At 58.3% G+C, this 15,865-nt stretch carries 11 protein-coding genes and 1 pseudogene; 4 read left to right on the top strand and 8 right to left on the bottom strand.

What is annotated here, in order from left to right:
- Positions 1-77: 77 nt before the first annotated feature.
- Together aspS and hisS are read right to left on the bottom strand one after the other, a co-directional pair.
- Positions 78-1,901 (bottom strand): aspartate--tRNA ligase, encoded by a 1,824-nt coding sequence (gene aspS / locus SRBAKS_RS10550; protein ID WP_229590854.1) that lies wholly within the window; start codon positions 1,899-1,901, stop codon positions 78-80.
- Positions 1,902-1,953: 52 nt separating this feature from the next.
- Complete coding sequence (hisS, locus tag SRBAKS_RS10545; protein WP_229590853.1) at positions 1,954-3,195, bottom strand: histidine--tRNA ligase; 1,242 nt, start codon at positions 3,193-3,195, stop codon at positions 1,954-1,956.
- Between the two features lie 203 nt (positions 3,196-3,398).
- On the opposite strand from hisS, the gene SRBAKS_RS10540 reads away from it, so the two are divergent.
- From SRBAKS_RS10540 to SRBAKS_RS10530, 3 genes are all read left to right on the top strand, one after another.
- Positions 3,399-5,297, top strand: a complete 1,899-nt coding sequence (locus tag SRBAKS_RS10540) for a molybdopterin-dependent oxidoreductase (RefSeq protein ID WP_229590852.1) — start codon at positions 3,399-3,401, stop codon at positions 5,295-5,297.
- 156 nt (positions 5,298-5,453) lie between these two features.
- Complete coding sequence (locus SRBAKS_RS10535; protein WP_229590851.1) at positions 5,454-5,615, top strand: hypothetical protein; 162 nt, start codon at positions 5,454-5,456, stop codon at positions 5,613-5,615.
- A 110-nt stretch (positions 5,616-5,725) separates the two neighbouring features.
- On the top strand, positions 5,726-6,997 hold the full coding sequence (locus SRBAKS_RS10530) for a transcription antitermination factor NusB (RefSeq protein WP_229590850.1): 1,272 nt from the start codon (positions 5,726-5,728) through the stop codon (positions 6,995-6,997).
- 160 nt (positions 6,998-7,157) lie between these two features.
- Here the strand turns inward: SRBAKS_RS10530 and SRBAKS_RS10525 are convergent, their stop codons facing one another.
- On the bottom strand, positions 7,158-7,742 hold the full coding sequence (locus SRBAKS_RS10525; RefSeq protein ID WP_229590849.1) for a phage connector family protein: 585 nt from the start codon (positions 7,740-7,742) through the stop codon (positions 7,158-7,160).
- A 354-nt stretch (positions 7,743-8,096) separates the two neighbouring features.
- On the opposite strand from SRBAKS_RS10525, the gene SRBAKS_RS10520 reads away from it, so the two are divergent.
- Positions 8,097-9,383: an HD domain-containing phosphohydrolase gene (locus SRBAKS_RS10520; protein WP_229590848.1), complete on the top strand. Its 1,287-nt coding sequence runs from the start codon at positions 8,097-8,099 to the stop codon at positions 9,381-9,383.
- Positions 9,384-9,593: 210 nt separating this feature from the next.
- Here SRBAKS_RS10520 and SRBAKS_RS10515 read toward each other — a convergent pair whose 3' ends face one another.
- The 5 genes and pseudogenes from SRBAKS_RS10515 to SRBAKS_RS10495 all read right to left on the bottom strand — a co-directional run bounded on the left by SRBAKS_RS10515 (position 9,594) and on the right by SRBAKS_RS10495 (position 15,694).
- Complete coding sequence (locus tag SRBAKS_RS10515; protein WP_229590847.1) at positions 9,594-10,589, bottom strand: asparaginase; 996 nt, start codon at positions 10,587-10,589, stop codon at positions 9,594-9,596.
- 38 nt (positions 10,590-10,627) lie between these two features.
- Positions 10,628-11,191, bottom strand: a pseudogene (locus SRBAKS_RS10510) (DsbA family oxidoreductase); the annotation flags it as partial.
- A gap of 109 nt (positions 11,192-11,300) precedes the next feature.
- Positions 11,301-13,910, bottom strand: coding sequence for a [protein-PII] uridylyltransferase (gene glnD, locus SRBAKS_RS10505; RefSeq protein ID WP_229590846.1), 2,610 nt, complete (start codon positions 13,908-13,910; stop codon positions 11,301-11,303).
- A gap of 221 nt (positions 13,911-14,131) precedes the next feature.
- A complete protein-coding gene (locus SRBAKS_RS10500) occupies positions 14,132-14,470 on the bottom strand; it encodes a P-II family nitrogen regulator (RefSeq protein ID WP_229590845.1) in 339 nt (112 codons plus the stop codon).
- A 21-nt stretch (positions 14,471-14,491) separates the two neighbouring features.
- On the bottom strand, positions 14,492-15,694 hold the full coding sequence (locus SRBAKS_RS10495) for an ammonium transporter (RefSeq protein WP_283816562.1): 1,203 nt from the start codon (positions 15,692-15,694) through the stop codon (positions 14,492-14,494).
- Positions 15,695-15,865 lie beyond the last annotated feature (171 nt).

Below are 15,865 nucleotides of genomic sequence, written 5' to 3'. Positions count from 1 at the left end.
AGGTGGATACGTTCTAGTATTAAGATTTCTTTTTCAAAAAGCGAGGGGAAAACTTTCGTTTTCCCCTCGCGGCTTGATTATTCTTCGGTTTTTTTCTTTTCCCGTAGCCGCACGCCGAGTTCCCGAAGTTGTTTGTTGGGAACTTCGGACGGTGCCTCAGTCATCAGGCAGGTCGCCTTCTGCGTCTTGGGGAAGGCGATGACGTCGCGGATGGACTTGGAGCCGGTAAGGATCATGATCAGTCGATCCAGACCAAAGGCGATGCCGCCGTGGGGCGGTGCGCCGAACTTGAGGGCGTCCATAAGGAAACCGAACTTTTCGCGGGCTTCCTCTTCTCCGATGCCGAGTGCGGCAAACATGCTCTCCTGCTGTTCCGGGGTGTGGATGCGGATGGAACCGCCGCCAACCTCGTAGCCGTTCATGACCAGGTCATAGGCGCGGGCAATGGCGCTGCCCGGATCGTTCTTGAGCACTTCCATCTGCTCCGGCCGGGCCGAAGTAAAGGGATGGTGACGGGCAACGTAGCGTTTCTCCTCGGCGTCGTACTCGAGCAGGGGGAAGTCGGTGATCCAGACCGGCTTGAACACGGAGTCGTCGATGAGTCCGGTGTCCTTGGCGATCTCGCAGCGCAGGTTGCCCAGCGCGGCGTTGGCGATATCGGCGGGACCGGCCTGGAAGAAGAGGATGTCGCCGGGCTGGCAGCCGGAACGCTCGCGCAGAGTGGCGATCTCTTCTTCGGAGAAGAACTTGACGATGGGCGACTGCCATTCGCCGTCTTCCTTGACCTTGATCCAGGCAAGGCCCTTGGAACCGTAAATTTCAACGTATTTGGTGTACTGGTCGATTTCCTTGCGGGACAGCTTGGCGCCGCCGGGGACAACCATGACCTTGACCAGCTCCGAAGAGGCAAAGACCTTGAACCCGGATTCCTTGAACACATCGGTGATGTCGATGTGCTTGAGCTCGAAGCGGAGGTCGGGCTTGTCCACGCCGTAGTCGCGCATGGCGTCGTTGAAGGTCATGCGCGGGAACTCGGCAGGCAGGTCCACATCAATAGTCTCCTTGAAGAGCTTCTTGATCATGCCTTCGGCCATGTCCTGAATGAGGGCCTCGTCCGGGAAGCTCATCTCGATATCGATCTGTGTGAACTCGGGCTGGCGGTCGGCGCGCAGGTCTTCGTCGCGGAAACATTTGACGATCTGGAAGTAGCGGTCCATGCCGGAGACCATGAGCATCTGCTTGAACAGCTGCGGGGACTGCGGCAGGGCGTAGAACTCGCCCAGATTGACGCGGCTGGGGACCAGGAAGTCACGGGCGCCTTCGGGCGTGGACTTGGTCAGCATGGGCGTTTCGATTTCAAGGAAACCGAGGCCGTCCAGATAGCGGCGGACCGACTGGGCAGCCTTGTTGCGGATGATGAAATTCCGGGCAAGGGAGGGGCGGCGCAGGTCCAGGAAGCGGTACTTGAGGCGCAGGTTCTCACCGACCTCGACGCGATCCTCGATGGAGAACGGCGGAGTCTCGGAGGTGTTGAGCAGCTTGTACTCGGTGACCTCGATCTCCACTTCGCCGGTGACCATGTTCGGGTTGGCCATGCCCTCGGGACGGGGGCGGACCTTGCCCTTGATGGCAATGACGTATTCGGGACGGATGGCGTGGGCGCGTTCGTGCACCTCGGTGTTGTCTTCAGGGTTGAACACAACCTGGGTCAGGCCTTCGCGGTCACGCAGGTCCAGGAAAATCAGCCCGCCGTGGTCGCGTCTGAACTGAACCCAGCCCATGAGGCAGACTTCCTCATCCATGTTGGCTGCGGTCAGCTCGTTGTTATGGTGGGTCCGTCTCCAGCCACCAAGGTCTTCAATGACGCGAAACTCGTCGTAATCTCTTTCTTGTTCAGACATTCTCTCTCCGTCTCAAATGATGTCGGCTGGTACAGACCGGCCGTGATATTCGTTACAAACTCGCCAGGTACAGGGCGCGATCCAGTGTTTCCTGTTCGCGATCGCCCACCATGTCCTTGACGGTGATAGTCTTGTTTGCCAGCTCGTCGCCGCCCATGATCAGGCAGACCTTTGCGCCGGTCTTGTTGGCTGCGCGCATGCGGGACTTCATGGACCCGCCGGAAAAACTGACTTCGCCCTTCAAGCCCTTGTCGCGCAGTTCCTGGGCAAAGAGCATGGCCGCATTGGCTGCGTCGTTGTCCACCACGGCAAGATAGAAATCCGGTTGCTCGGCTTCCAACTGGTCGAGCAGCATGGCCAGCCGCTCCATACCACAGGCAAAACCCGTGGCCGAGCAGTCGGGGCCGCCGAGGTTCTTGACCAGGCCGTCATACCGGCCGCCACCCGCCACCGCGGTCTGGGAGCCGATGTCGAAGGAGGCCACTTCGAAACAGGTGCGTACATAGTAATCCAGGCCGCGCACCAGTCGGGGGTTGAGCACATACTCGATACCCGCACCGTCGAGGATGGTCTTGACGTCCATGAAATGGGTCTCGCACTCCTCGCACAGGTGATCCGTGATGTTCGGGGCGTCTGCCACCAGCTCTTTGCAGGTCGGGACCTTGCAATCGAGCACGCGCAGCGGGTTGGTCTCCATGCGGCGCTGGCAGTCTTCGCAGAAACTGTCCTTGTCCTTGGCCTTGTAGTAGTCCACCAGAGCCTGCTTGTACGTGGGGCGGCATTCGTGGCAGCCGAGGGAGTTCAGCTCAACGGTCAACTTGTTCAGCCCGATCCCGTTCAGGAAAGTCATGAGCATCAGGATCAGTTCGGCGTCGGCCTGCGCTTCGGGAGCGCCGAAAATCTCGGCGTCGAGCTGATAGAATTGACGCTGGCGTCCTTTTTGCGGGCGTTCGTAGCGGAACATGGGGCCGAACGTGAAAAATTTGGAAATCTTGCCCGGCTGGTGGGTCTTGGAGTCGATGAACGCACGGACAACGCCGGCGGTGGCCTCAGGACGCATGGTCAGCAGGCGATTCTTGCGGTCCGGGAAGGTGAACATTTCCTTGCCCACCACGTCGGTGTCTTCACCGATGGACTTCTGGAAGAGCTCGGTCTTTTCGAGGACGGGCGTGCGCAGCTCGCCGAATCCGTAGCGAGAGAACACTTCACGGGCACTGGTTTCCATGAACGTGAATTTGCTGGCCTCTTCCGGAAAGAGGTCCACGAATCCTTTGATTTTTTGTACTTTGGCCATGGTGTATATATAATCCTTACTAATTATCAGATGGCTGGAACCGAATCTGGTTAGACCATACGCGTGTGATTGTCAAAAAAAGAGTGGCTGATGCCCTTGTTTTTCGCGTTATCTGCCGAGATGGGTAAAGGGGTATTTTCTCCACTTTAGCATTTGACCTGCTTGGCAAACTCCTCCACTCTCAGGGCCGGAGGACGAGAATCATGACCATTACCGCCTGCACCATGGATTGTGGCGATGCCTGTTCGCTCATTGTGGACGGAGAAAAGAAGTCCATCAAGGGCAACCCCAGGCATCCGTTTACCAAGGGTTTTATCTGCAAGAAAGGCACCCGTTATTTTGAGCGTATAGACGCTGAGGAGCGGCTTGTCACGCCGTTGGTCAAGGAAAATGGCGCGTTCCGGCAGGCGAGCTGGGATGAGGCCATGGGGGTGATCGCGGAGAAGCTCGACGCGGCGCGCGCAGTCCCGGAGTCCATCCTGCATATTCACGGGCATGGATATCGAGGCATCGTGGGCACGGCGAGTTCCGTTCTGTTCGAGCGGCTGGGGTCCAGCACCAGTTACGGCAGCGTGTGCGATGATACCGGTATCGTCGCCAGCCAGCGCGATTTCGGGGTGTTGAATCACAATGATCCCGAGGACCTCCTGAACGCCAGCCGGATCATCAACTGGGGCCGGGACGTGACCCGCTGCTCCATCCACCAGCATGCGCTCATTGCCAAGGCCCGCAAAAACGGCACCGAGGTGCTGACCATTTCCCCCGGCGGGGACGAGACAGCCGAATTTTCCGACGTCAACATCGTCATTCGTCCAGGCACGGACCGTTTTCTGGCCGCTGCCGTGCTCAAGCTCTATCTGGAAGCCGGAGATCTCAACCCCTGGGTGCTCAACCGCACTGCCAACTGGCCGACCCTGCGCGGTCTTGTCGACGGCCTGAATTTTGCGGAACTCTGCATGGCCTGCGAGGTGTCTTCTGATGACGTGGAGATGCTCTATGACTGGTACGCGGACACAGGCAACGTGGCCACGCTCATCGGCTGGGGATTGCAGCGTCATCTGTTCGGCGGCGAGAACGTCCGCTTCATCAATGCCCTGGCCATGATCTCAGGCAATATCGGTGTCCGTGGCGGCGGGGCGTATTTCAACATCTCATCAGGTCGCAACCTCGGCACCTGGGCACATCTGGTCAAGGGCGGAGCCTCTTCCGGCAGCCGCCGCGAGTTGTTGATCCAGAACATGGGGGCAGAAATAAAAAAAGCAGACCCGCCCATTGATTTCATCTGGGTGGATGGTCACAATGTGGTCAATCAGGTGCCGGACTGCCTGTCCGTGGTCGACGCCTTCCGCAAGCCCTTTGTGGTCGTGGTGGAAGGGTTCATGAATGACACGGCCATGCAGGCGGACGTGATCCTGCCTCCAGCGTTCATGTTCGAGCGCGAGGACGTCCTCGGTTCCTTTGTTCATAACTGCGTGAACCATTGCGCCAAGGCCGTGGAGCCGCGTGGAGAATGTCGGTCCGATCTTGAAATCATCGCTGATCTGGCCGCTCGGCTACGTGAGCCATTGCTCTTTCCCGACAGTGAGACCTGTATCCGAGAGGGCTTGAAAAAAGCCGATATTTCCTATGACGAGCTGATGGATAACGGGTTCGTCAAGGTGAAGCATCCGTTTATCGCCTTCAGGAATATGGAATTCGGGCATCCTGACGGGCTGTACCGATTCCCGGAAACACTGCACCCGGAGCCTGCCCGTGACTCCGATTACCCCCTGCAACTGCTCACATTGGTGAGTGGCAAGTTCCTGCATTCACAGATACGCGAAGAAGACCAACGGGGCGTGCCCGTGATCTATGTTTCCAAGCAGAACCCGGCCTGGGCTGCTCTGAACCCGGCTGAGGACGTCTATCTGGTCACGGAGCAGGGGGCCATGCAGGTCCAGATGGAGACCGTCAAGGAGCTGCACAACCGGGCCGTGGTCATGCGTCGTGGGGGGTGGATGAAGTTCGGCCATTGTGCCAATGTGATCATCAAGCCGATGACAACCGATATGGGCAACGGCACGGCGTATTACAGCCAGAGTTGTCGACTGGAGAACAGATAGTCTTTGATTTGGCATCTGGACATTTCTCGGACAGATCTCATCCTCGCCGTAGAGGAACTCCGCCTCCGGTCGGGCTGCCCGAAAAAAAACATACCTGTCCCACTCTCACAAGCTGTGGTATGGGGAAGATACTGAAAACACTAAGAGGAGATTAATATGAAAGTTTGGAAGAAGATTGTTGTTGTGGCGTGTATTCTTGCCTTCATGGTTCCGGCATTCAGCGGATGCAGTGAAGAAGGTCCCATGGAGAAAGCCGGCAAGCAGTTGGACAAGGCTGCTGACGATGCCGGTGACGCTGCCAAGAAGATGCTTGACTAGCCTGGAAAATCCGCACCCCCTGTGAATTTCACTGAATTGTCACAGGGGGTGTTTTCTGTTCGCAAGTTGTCGCTTGCAATGCCGTTTCGGTAGGCGTAACTGATATACCCATGAAAGCACCTTACATTAAGCCCCTGCCTCCGGCGAGACGGGTGGCCCTCGAAGCACTTTTCCGCTGCCTAATGGACAAGCAGGATATCCAGGCTGCACTTGACGTGGCGCTCTCCTCCGGTCAGATCGACCCCCGCGATGCGGGGTTGGCCACGGAGCTGACCTATGGCTACATGCGGCTCAAGGGACGTATCGAGTATGTTCTGTCCCGGTTTCTCAAGGACCCGGGCAAACTCAATCCGAAAATGCGTCTGGCCATGGGAGTGGCCGCCTACGAGATCTTGTTTCTGGACAAGGTTCCGGCGTATGCGTCCGTGGACTGGGCCGTTGAATTTTCCAAGTCCAAACCGGGGGCGCGTCTGGCGGGGTTGTTCAACGCCGTGCTCAGACGGGTGTCCGAGCTGGGCGAGGCCGCCCACGACCCCGATTATTATCGCAAGGACGCTTCCCTGCCTGAATTTTTCAAGCGTTGGTATTCCTGTCCACAATGGCTGGTGGACATGTGGTGGAGGGAGTATGGCGAAGAAGCCGCCATCCACTATCTTGAAGCGCAACTGCACCCTCCGGCACTGGGATTCAATCTCTTTGGCCACCCCGAAGCGGATGAAATCTATCCTGAAATCGCAGGCTGGCCGGAGATACTTGATATCGAAGGGTACAGCTTTGCCCTGCCCGCGGGTACAGCTTTCGAGGACGAGCCGGACCAGCCCATGGCGCGCCAATCCTTTGCGGCCCGTCAGGCCATCGAAGCCCTTTCTCCTGAATCCTGGCCCACACCGGTTTGGGATGCCTGCGCCGGGCGTGGCGGCAAGACCCGTATCCTGCTCGAAAAAGGGCTGGACGTCTTTGCCTCAGATCCTCACAAGGGGCGGCTGGCAGCGCTCACCCGCGAATTGTCCGAGGTGGAGACGTTTGTTGCCAATGCGGCCACAGACAGTCCGCCGCGTCAACCCGGCAGTATCCTGCTGGATCTGCCCTGCTCCGGCCTTGGCGTGCTCTCCCGTCGTCCGGATACCAAGTGGAAGCGCAAGCCATCCGATCTGGTTGACCTGACAAAGCTTCAAATGGAAATCCTGCAGAATGCTCTTGATTCGCTGCAACCCGGAGGGCGGATTGCCGTCATTACCTGCACGCTCAATCCCGAGGAAAACGAAAAGCTCATCGAGCAGTTTATCGAGCACAACCCCAAGGTCGCGCTCAAGACGGAATGGACCACCCCGGAGGACTCGCCCCTGGGAGAGTTCTTCTACGCTGCACTGCTGACCACATAATACTGCTGGCGATATTAACCAAGGCGCACTTTGTGTAACAAAGTGCGCCTTTTGTTTTTCCCGTTTTACCGCGGTTCAGAACCCTCCATAGCCCTCTCCTCGTGGCGGTGCAGAGCGTTTTGGAAAGGAGAGCGGATGCAGTGTTGGGACATGGCCGTATCTACAACACGCCCATTTTTGCGCCGAGCCAATTGGTGGGGGTGACGGATTCCGGGACGCCTTCGCGTGCATCCACGCCGCGAGCTTCGGTCAGTTTCTCCTGATATGTCTTCCAGTAGGATTGCGCCAGCGCGGTTGAGCCGGAGAGCGGATACGCCAGAGCTGCGGCCAGTCTGGCCGAGAACGCTTCGGTGAGCAGGGCATCATATTTCTTGGAGTCTTTTTCGCACCGGACATAGGAAATAAAGATGGGGGCTTCCTCGTTGCAGAAGATGGTGCCGCTCTGGATTTCCCAGTCCTCGATCGTGTCGCCGCCCGTGCTGACTATCTGGATGATCCGCAGGAAATCGGTGGGCAGGATGTATTTGTACTCCCATTTCCAGAGCGGGGCAGCGGATGCGGCGGCCAGTTCGGCCTGAGCCATGGCACAGTTCCAGGGATGCGCACGGAGCACGGCATCGCGGATGGCCGGCCAGCGGTGGTTGCACAGCCCGGCAGCTTTGGTCTCGTCGCCCAATGACATGATCGCATCCTCACCCAGATCAAGCAGGGCGTTGTTACAGATTTCGATAACGCTTGTTGCCATTTCAGTTACCTCGTGTTGTCAAAAGTTGATGGGTGCATCCCGTGTCACCCGGAGCCATGGCCACGAGCGTGAAAAGCATAACACGGGTTTTGGGTGAAACCGTGAATATGCAGAGAAATGCAGGTAAAATCAGGTCAGAGGTAGCTGGAAACAGCTTGACAGGGTCTGTCTGTGTCGTTTTCACAGATTCGACAATCCGTGATATCAAAGGATTGACTTGATATGAAAAAAAATAGAGTGAGTACGGCTTTGACTGGAGAAATGCCTGGCCTGTTGCCCTGTACTTTGTGATTTCACGCGCTATCATTTGCAGGATGCAGCGACTTCAGATGTTTTATCTACCTGGAATTATATATGAAAGATGTTTATTTGCTCAATCTGGTCTACGCTATTTCAGCCGCTCTCGACTATGTTTCGCCTGCAATCAACGGTCACCATAGGCGGGTTGGTATTGTCGCTGCCGCCATGGGCAGGCATATGGGGTTTGATAGAGCCGATGTCACGGATCTGTTCATGGCAGGGCTGATGCACGACATCGGCGCTTTCACCCGTGACATGTCTATCGATGGTCTTGATTTTGATGTGCATCTCACCGCCCATGCTACGGTGGGCAGTCGGTTGCTGGGCGGCCATCCGTTGCTGGAGCGGGCCGCATATTTCGTGAAGCATCACCATACGCAATGGAAGCATCTTGCGGGCGCAGAAGACCGAAAAGAGGCGATTCTGTGCAATGTGGTCAACCTTGCTGATCGGGTGGATATCCTCCGGTGGCGAGGGGAATCGGGCCATGATCGACAGACCATCCGCAATATGGTCGCCGACTATTCCGAGGATTATTACACCTCAGAGGTGACAGAAGCCTTCGCTTCTTTTTCAGAAGACGCGGATTTCTGGAAGCTGGTGGAGGACAAGGATAGCGACCTTCGATCCCTGTTCAAAGACTGGACGCAGGACCGGCTGATTCCCAAGGATCAGCTCCTCGGTTTTTCCGTGTTTTTCGCCCATATTATTGATTTCCGAAGCAGTCACACGGCCACTCATTCACAGGGCGTGGCCGAGACCGCCGTCCAGTTGGCCATACTGGCGGGCATGGATGAAGAAGAGCAGAAGAAGATGCGTCTGGCCGGGAACCTGCACGACATCGGCAAGCTGGCGGTCTCTTCTTGGTTGTTGGACAAGCCCTCCGGTTTGGATGTCAGTGAATATGAGGCCATCAAGGCACATGCGACTGTCGGAGAAATCCTGCTGCGCTCCGTGCCCGGATTGTCAGACGTGACGGACTGGGCCTGCCAGCATCATGAACGGCTCAACGGCAAAGGGTATCCGCATGGCCTGAGCGCGGACGAGCTTTCGTTGGGGAGTCGGATCATGCAGGTGGCGGACGTGCATACAGCCATCACGGAAGACCGTCCCTATCGCAAGGGCATGTCCACGGAAAAGACGTGCAAGGTGCTCCGGTCCATGGCCGATAACGGTTTTCTGGACGCGGATATCGTGGACCTTGCCATTGACAATCACATACAGATCAACGCGGTGCGCCGCCTGGCGCAGAACCGCGCCGCCGCAGCCTTCAAGCTTTTTGCCGAGCAACCGGACCAGTGGTCATCGTCGATGGTAAATCTTAATATGTTCGAGGGTTAGCGGTAGGCCAATTATCGATAGCTTTCCGATATAATGTGGGTGAAACGGTTCTCTGTTGAATCCTATGGCTGCAATATCGTGGTCCGATTGAGGTGTGTCAGCCAAGGGGGAGCCGTGTCTCCGGCACCACGCAGAACCGCCGCCTTCCGGTATGAGGAAGGCGGCGGTTCTGCGTGGTGCAACTTGTGCTGTCGGGCACGTGTGTCCGGTTCAAATTTCGTCGAACAAGGCGCGAATCTCTTCCATGTCGGTGGTCATGCCCAGGGCGCACATGAGGCGGATGCGGGCCTTTGGACCGCCCAGTCGTCCGCACATTATCACGCCCTTGTTTTTGAGGTCGGCCCCTCCTCCGGGGTATCCGTAGATGGGCCAGACGCCTCCTTCGATGCAGCGGGTGGATAGGACAACCGGAATGCCTGCGTCCATGCACGCCTCAAGACCGGAGACTGCCTCGGGCGGGATGTTGCCGGCGCCGAATCCTTCGATGACAATGCCGCGTGTCCCGGTAGCCTTTGCATGGTCGATGAGGGAGCGATCCATCCCCGTGTATGCGGCCAGCAAGGTGACGTCGGTGACGAGCGTCTTCGGGCTGATCTTGTGTCGGGGCGTGGGGGTGGAACGGGGTCTGGCCAGGATGACGGAGTCACCGGCCACATACCCGATGATGCCAGCTTCGCGGGATTCGAAGGCGTCGACGTTCAGGGAGTTCACCTTGACCGCTTCGCGAGCCGCGAAGATGCGGTCGGTCATCATGATGCAGGCTCCCAGCGAGGTCGGCAGAGGCAGCAGGCAGGCGCGGACCGCGTTAGTCAGGTTGCGGATGCCGTCATACCCCGACTCCGAGTAGTAGCGCATGGAGCCGGTCAGGATCACCGGCTTGTCCGACTCGATGACCAGATCACACATATACGCGGTTTCGGCCAACGTGTCCGTGCCGTGCAGAATGATGGCGCCGAGAACAGAGGGCTCTTCGAGCACCGTCTCCACATTACGGGCCAGCCTGAACATGTCCTCCGGGGTCATGTGGGGGCTGGGTTTGTCGGACCAGAGCACGGGCCGCAGGCCCACGGCACAGTCCTGCGGTTTGAACTGGTTGAGCAGCTTTTCAAAGTTGCCGCCAGGGGCAACGCCGGTCACCCCTTCAGTCGGAGCCATCCCAATGGTGCCGCCAGTGAAAAATACAACTATTTCATTGTTTTCAGGCATATAATCTATTCTTGTAGTTCGTTGTGGTTGTTTGCTGTTCAGCTCTCTGCCTGCCGTGCAGCCGCAGCTTGCAGGGCTTCGCGGAACAGGGATTCATTGACCGCACCGGTAATTGGTGCAGCCCCCTCTATAAGGAAAGTGGGGATAGCTGTCACCCCGACCTGTCCGGCCTGCTCGGAGCCGAGGGCCACCTGTTCGCTGAACCGGCCCTCCACGATGGCGGTCTCCATCGCATCCGGGTCAAGCCCGTTCTCGGCGGCGAGTTCTCTGAGCACCGGCATGTTCCCGATGTCGCGGCCATGGGTAAAATAGGCCGTGAACAACGCTGAGTGCAGGGCGTCATATCGTCCTTTCACCCGGGCAAATTCAGCGGCTTCCAGGGCACGATGCGAATTGCTCAGTCGGCGTATCTCGCCGAACTTGATGCCGTACGGTTTGCCCCGCTCGTTGCAGGTCTGGGTCACCTGATCGATGTCTCTTCGGTCGAAAAGGTCGGCCATGTCCCGTCCTTCAGGTGGGGTCTCAGGGTGGATTTCATGAGGGACCCACGTCGCTTCGATGTCGAATTCCTCTGTGAAGTGGTCGACAATTCCCTTGCCGACAAAACAGAACGGTCAGATAAAATCGGAAAATATGGTGAGTTTGAGCGCCATGGGAGTTCCTTGTTGCGGTTTTCACCAGTGTAAGGACGGCGTCTTGAAAGTAAAGGGATTATGTGGCCGTGGCCGCTGTGAGCAGGGCTTTGCGTAGGGACGTTATGCGTTCTTCATCCTGCACGCGCTGTCCATCCAGCTCGCGCACATGGAAAATGTCGGCGGCGCGGCCCTTGATGGTGGTGATCTTGGCCATGTGGATGGCGAGCGCGTGGTCTGCCAGCGTGCTGGCCAGATCAAAGAGGAACCCGGTGCGGTCCGTGGCCGCAACCTCGATGACGGTGTGGTAGTCGCTGATGGTGTTGTCTATGGTCACGATGGGGTTCAGCTTCGGTCCCGAGCGTCCCTTGGTGAGCGGGGAATTGCGGCGTTCCTCCAGCCGGGCGGCCAGATCGAGCTTGTCCACCATGGCATAGCTGATGGATCGGCTGATGCGCGCCCATACTTCATCGGCATAGAGATTCTCCGGCGGCTCGGTGACCGTGAAGACGTCAATGGCGGTGCCGTCCTTCCACGTGAAGATCTCGGCGGCCAGAATATTCAGTCCGTGCAGGGAGATGGCCCCGGCCACGTTGACGAACAATCTGGGCTGGTCCAGGGCGACGATGGTCAGCTCGTAGGTGCCTTTGGCCTTGCCTGGGGCGGCGTTGATGATGTTCACCCCTTTGCCGCCGATGGAGGAAGGCTTGCGCATACGGTCTTGGGCCACGTCTTTCCAGAGCTGTTCTACCAGCTTGATCTGTTCGGCAATGGTCTGTGGTTCAAGGGCGAGAAAAGTGCGGGGCGGCATGGCCTCGGTCGCGGCCTTGACGAAGTCCGCGTCCAGATCCGAGGCCGCTGCCAGCACTCCGGCCTTCACATCCAGCATGCGCTTGGCGTTTTCCGGTTCGGAGAGCGGGCCGTGCTCAAGCTGATTCCTGACCTTGAAATAGAGTTCGCCGAACAGGGACTGGGTCCAGCTGTTCCAGGCGCGCGGACCGGTGGCCATGGAGTCGGCTACCGAGAGCAGGTAGAGCGTGTCCAGACGGTCCATCTTGCCTACGGTGGCGGCCACTTCGGATGCCGCCCGTTCATCGGAGAGGTCGCGGCGGGTGGCGATCTTGGGGATGAGCAGATGGTGCTCCACCAGAAAAGCGACTTCCTCTATGAGGGTGGTCTCCCGGCCATAGCGCTCCAGCACCTCGCGGGTGATGTCCGCCCCGGCTCTTGAATGGTGTTGTTCTCCCTTGCCGAGGTCGTGGAAGAATCCGGCGAGGATGAGTATGATCCGGTCCCTGTGGCCGATGTTGGAGCCGATTCTGCCAGTCCAGGAGTTGTTTCCGGCCAGAAATCCGGCGAGCAGGGCAATAGTGGTCAGGGTGTGCCGACCAACGGGATGCACGTGGTAGTCATTGAACTGAATGAGATGCTCCACATCGCCGAATTCAGGGAAAATCGCCGGGAGCAGGCGGGTCTCAAGCAACCCTTCGCAGGCCACCTCGCTGTGAGGGGCCATGAATATTTCGACCAGCATGGACAGGGTCTCGGGATGGTCGATGAGTCTGCTTGCGAACCTGCCCGGGTTCTGCCGGATGATGCGGCGCGCGCCCCAGGTCAGGGGGAGGCCGCTGCGGGCTGACTCCAGAAACGCGCCCAGGGCGTTGCCCGGCGTAACCGCGGATTGGCTTTGGAAAAAGATGCCTTCAGGCCCGGCGTTGATGTTGCGGATGGACATCTCCGGTACCGGAGCGTGCCGCCGTAAGGCAAACCGTTCCTGAAAGAGCGCCTCGCGCATAGTCTTGATGCGGGTCATGGCCTGATGCAGGCGGGAGAGGAAAAACTCGACGCCCCGACCCATGGCTTCCGGGGTCGCGTCCTTGGAAGCGAACCCCATGAGCCGTGCCGTGGGCGGTTGCAGATCGAAAAAGAGGCGGTCGTTCTTGCGGCCTGCCGCCAGATGCAGGGCGGTGCGGACCCGATTGAGAAACGCCAGGTCGTCACGGAGTCTGGACAGCTCTTCGGGCAGAAAAATTCCTGTGCGGCCGCTCGCTTCAAGTACGCGGGTCAGCCAGAAGACCTGTTGTCCGTCGCGCAGTCCGCCCAGTCCGTTCTTGATCTCCGGTTCGAGCATGCCGGTGGCGTCGCCATATTGGACCAGCCGGGTCTCGTTGTGTTCGCGCAGACTGGTGGCAAAGATGTCGCCGGTTTTTTTGAGGACTTTCTTGTCATACGCGGCGCGAAACGCGTCAAAGACCTCGGCGTCACCGGCAAGCGGGCGGGCATCGAGGAGCGAAGCCAGGACCTGAAAATCCTTCTTTGCGAGGGAGACGCAGTCCGCGACCGTGCGCACACCGTGGCCGATGTCCAGACCAAGGTCCCAGAGCGGGAAGAGCAGGGTCTTGATGAAGGCGTCAGCCCCGGACGGGATGCGCCGTTTGAAGAGCACGAGGATGTCCACGTCAGAGCCGGGACAGAGCCGTCCGCGTCCGTAGCCTCCCACGGCCACCAAAGTGAACGCGAATTTTTGGGGTCCGGCTTCCCGAATACGGTCTTCGAAGTAGTGATCGACCAGGTGGGTGTATTCCCAGGCGAACCCGCCTACCGACCCGGCCTTGGCGCGTTCCCACAGCCCCAGCTTGGCTTGTTTCAGGCTCTTGGCGGATTTCGGGAGATGGCTGTCTGGCTGCATGGCGTCACTTTAGTCGGTCCGTGTGTATTGATCAAGATGGATGAAGAAACGGCCGGAAGCCTTTCCACTCTCCCGGCCGTTGTACCAGTCATGGGGGCAACTGGTGTGTACCGGGCGGTACAGGGACTCTCAAACCTCGCAGGCCCGGTATAACCGGCCCGGACAGAAGTCCGGGCCGGATTATTTCTAAGGTGTCTCGCCCGTCAGGCGGAGCGAAGCCGTTAAATGGCCTCTTCGCCGGTCTCCCCGGTACGAATGCGAATGACTTCGTCGACAGTGGAGACGAATATCTTGCCGTCGCCGACCTGTCCGGTCATGGCTGCCGTGCGGGCCGCTTCGACCACGTCTGCGGCAAAGTCTTCTTCCACCACGACATCAATCTTGATTTTGGGGACAAAGTCCACCTGATATTCAGCACCGCGATACACTTCCTTGTGACCGCCCTGTCGGCCGAAGCCTTTGACTTCGCTGACAGTCATGCCCTTGACGCCGATACCGGCCAGAGCGGTTTTGACTTCGTCGAGCTTGAAGGTGCGGGTTATGATTTCAATTTTTTTCATATGCGTATCTCCTTGAGTGGCCTACCACTGGTACCCGGTTTCGCTGTGTTCGGCGATATCCATGCCCTTGTCCTGATCCTCTCCGCTGGCCTTGAGGCCGATGGTGGCGTCAACAACCTTGAAGATGATGAAGGTCATGGCAAAACAGAATGCCCAGGTGGCGACCACGGAGACGAACTGGACCCACAACTGGTGAGCGTTGCCTGCGATGAGGCCTTCCTCGCCGACAGTCGCCAGCACGCCGGTCATCAGCGCGCCGTAGGTGCCGCCCAGGCCGTGGATACCGACGACATCGAGTGCGTCGTCATAGCCCAGCTTGTTCTTGATCATGATGCCGCCGTAGCAGAGCACGCCAGCGCCCAGGCCGAGCACGATGGCCCACATGGGGGTGACGAAACCGGCTGCCGGGGTGATGGCGACCAGGCCCGCAACGGCACCGGATGCCGCACCCAGGGTGGTGGCTTTTCCGCCATGCACCCATTCAGCGATGATCCAGGACAATGCAGCCGCGGCCGTGGCCATGTGCGTGGTCACGAAGGCGTTGGCGGCCAGACCGTCAGCGGCCAGGGCAGAGCCGGCATTGAAGCCGAACCAGCCGAACCAGAGGATGCCTGCGCCGAGAATGGTCATGGGCAGGTTGTGGGGGATGAACGCCGTGGAACCGTGTCCCTTGCGCTTGCCGATGAGGATGGCACAGCATAGCGCGGCAGCGCCGGAGCTCATGTGAACGACCGCGCCGCCGGCGAAGTCGAGAGCGCCCATTTCGCCCATCCAGCCGCCGCCCCAGACCCAATGGCACATGGGGGCGTACACGAGGATAAGCCAGAGCGCGGAAAAAACCATGAATCCTGCGAACTTCATGCGCTCGGCAAAGGCGCCTGAGATGAGCGCGGGCGTAATGACCGCGAACATGCACTGAAAGATCATGAATGTCAGGTGGGGCAGATTACTTGCCGGGGAATTGGTGGCGTCCATGCCGACGCCTTCCAGAAAGGCGAAATCCAGGCCGCCGATGACGCCGCCGATATCGGAGCCGAAAGAGAGAGAATAGCCTACAACCGCCCACAGCACGGACACGAGCCCGAGCATGATGAACGACTGCATGATGGTGGCGAGGACGTTTTTCGAGCGGACCAGACCACCGTAAAACAGTGCAAGCCCGGGTGTCATGAACATGACCAGAGCCGCACAAATCAAGATAAATGCGTTGTCTACCAAACTTATTTCCATTGTTATACCTCCGATCGCTCAATATGCAAAAGTGGGGCCAATAGAAAACCCTCTGTATTTCCTTGTTTTCATCATTTTTGTAGGTTTTCAAGATTACAATTCTGGCAAAAAAATGAAAAGAATAACAAATTTGTAAAAGGATGGTATAAAAATGTAGGCACTTAT

The organism is Pseudodesulfovibrio sediminis (genome assembly GCF_020886695.1).
GTDB classification, from domain to species: domain Bacteria; phylum Desulfobacterota; class Desulfovibrionia; order Desulfovibrionales; family Desulfovibrionaceae; genus Pseudodesulfovibrio; species Pseudodesulfovibrio sediminis.
Note: the sequence above shows the minus strand (reverse complement) of the source record. Positions and strands in the feature narration are given on the sequence as shown.

Excerpts from the sequence above, each read along its gene's own strand:
- SRBAKS_RS10500 (WP_229590845.1), bottom strand. The coding sequence starts at position 14,470 with ATGAAAAAAATTGAAATCATAACCCGCACCTTCAAGCTCGACGAAGTC.
- SRBAKS_RS10530 (WP_229590850.1), top strand. The coding sequence starts at position 5,726 with ATGAAAGCACCTTACATTAAGCCCCTGCCTCCGGCGAGACGGGTGGCC.
- aspS (WP_229590854.1), bottom strand. The coding sequence starts at position 1,901 with ATGTCTGAACAAGAAAGAGATTACGACGAGTTTCGCGTCATTGAAGAC.
- SRBAKS_RS10515 (WP_229590847.1), bottom strand. The coding sequence starts at position 10,589 with ATGCCTGAAAACAATGAAATAGTTGTATTTTTCACTGGCGGCACCATT.
- glnD (WP_229590846.1), bottom strand. The coding sequence starts at position 13,910 with ATGCAGCCAGACAGCCATCTCCCGAAATCCGCCAAGAGCCTGAAACAA.
- hisS (WP_229590853.1), bottom strand. The coding sequence starts at position 3,195 with ATGGCCAAAGTACAAAAAATCAAAGGATTCGTGGACCTCTTTCCGGAA.
- SRBAKS_RS10520 (WP_229590848.1), top strand. The coding sequence starts at position 8,097 with ATGAAAGATGTTTATTTGCTCAATCTGGTCTACGCTATTTCAGCCGCT.
- SRBAKS_RS10540 (WP_229590852.1), top strand. The coding sequence starts at position 3,399 with ATGACCATTACCGCCTGCACCATGGATTGTGGCGATGCCTGTTCGCTC.
- SRBAKS_RS10535 (WP_229590851.1), top strand. The coding sequence starts at position 5,454 with ATGAAAGTTTGGAAGAAGATTGTTGTTGTGGCGTGTATTCTTGCCTTC.
- SRBAKS_RS10525 (WP_229590849.1), bottom strand. The coding sequence starts at position 7,742 with ATGGCAACAAGCGTTATCGAAATCTGTAACAACGCCCTGCTTGATCTG.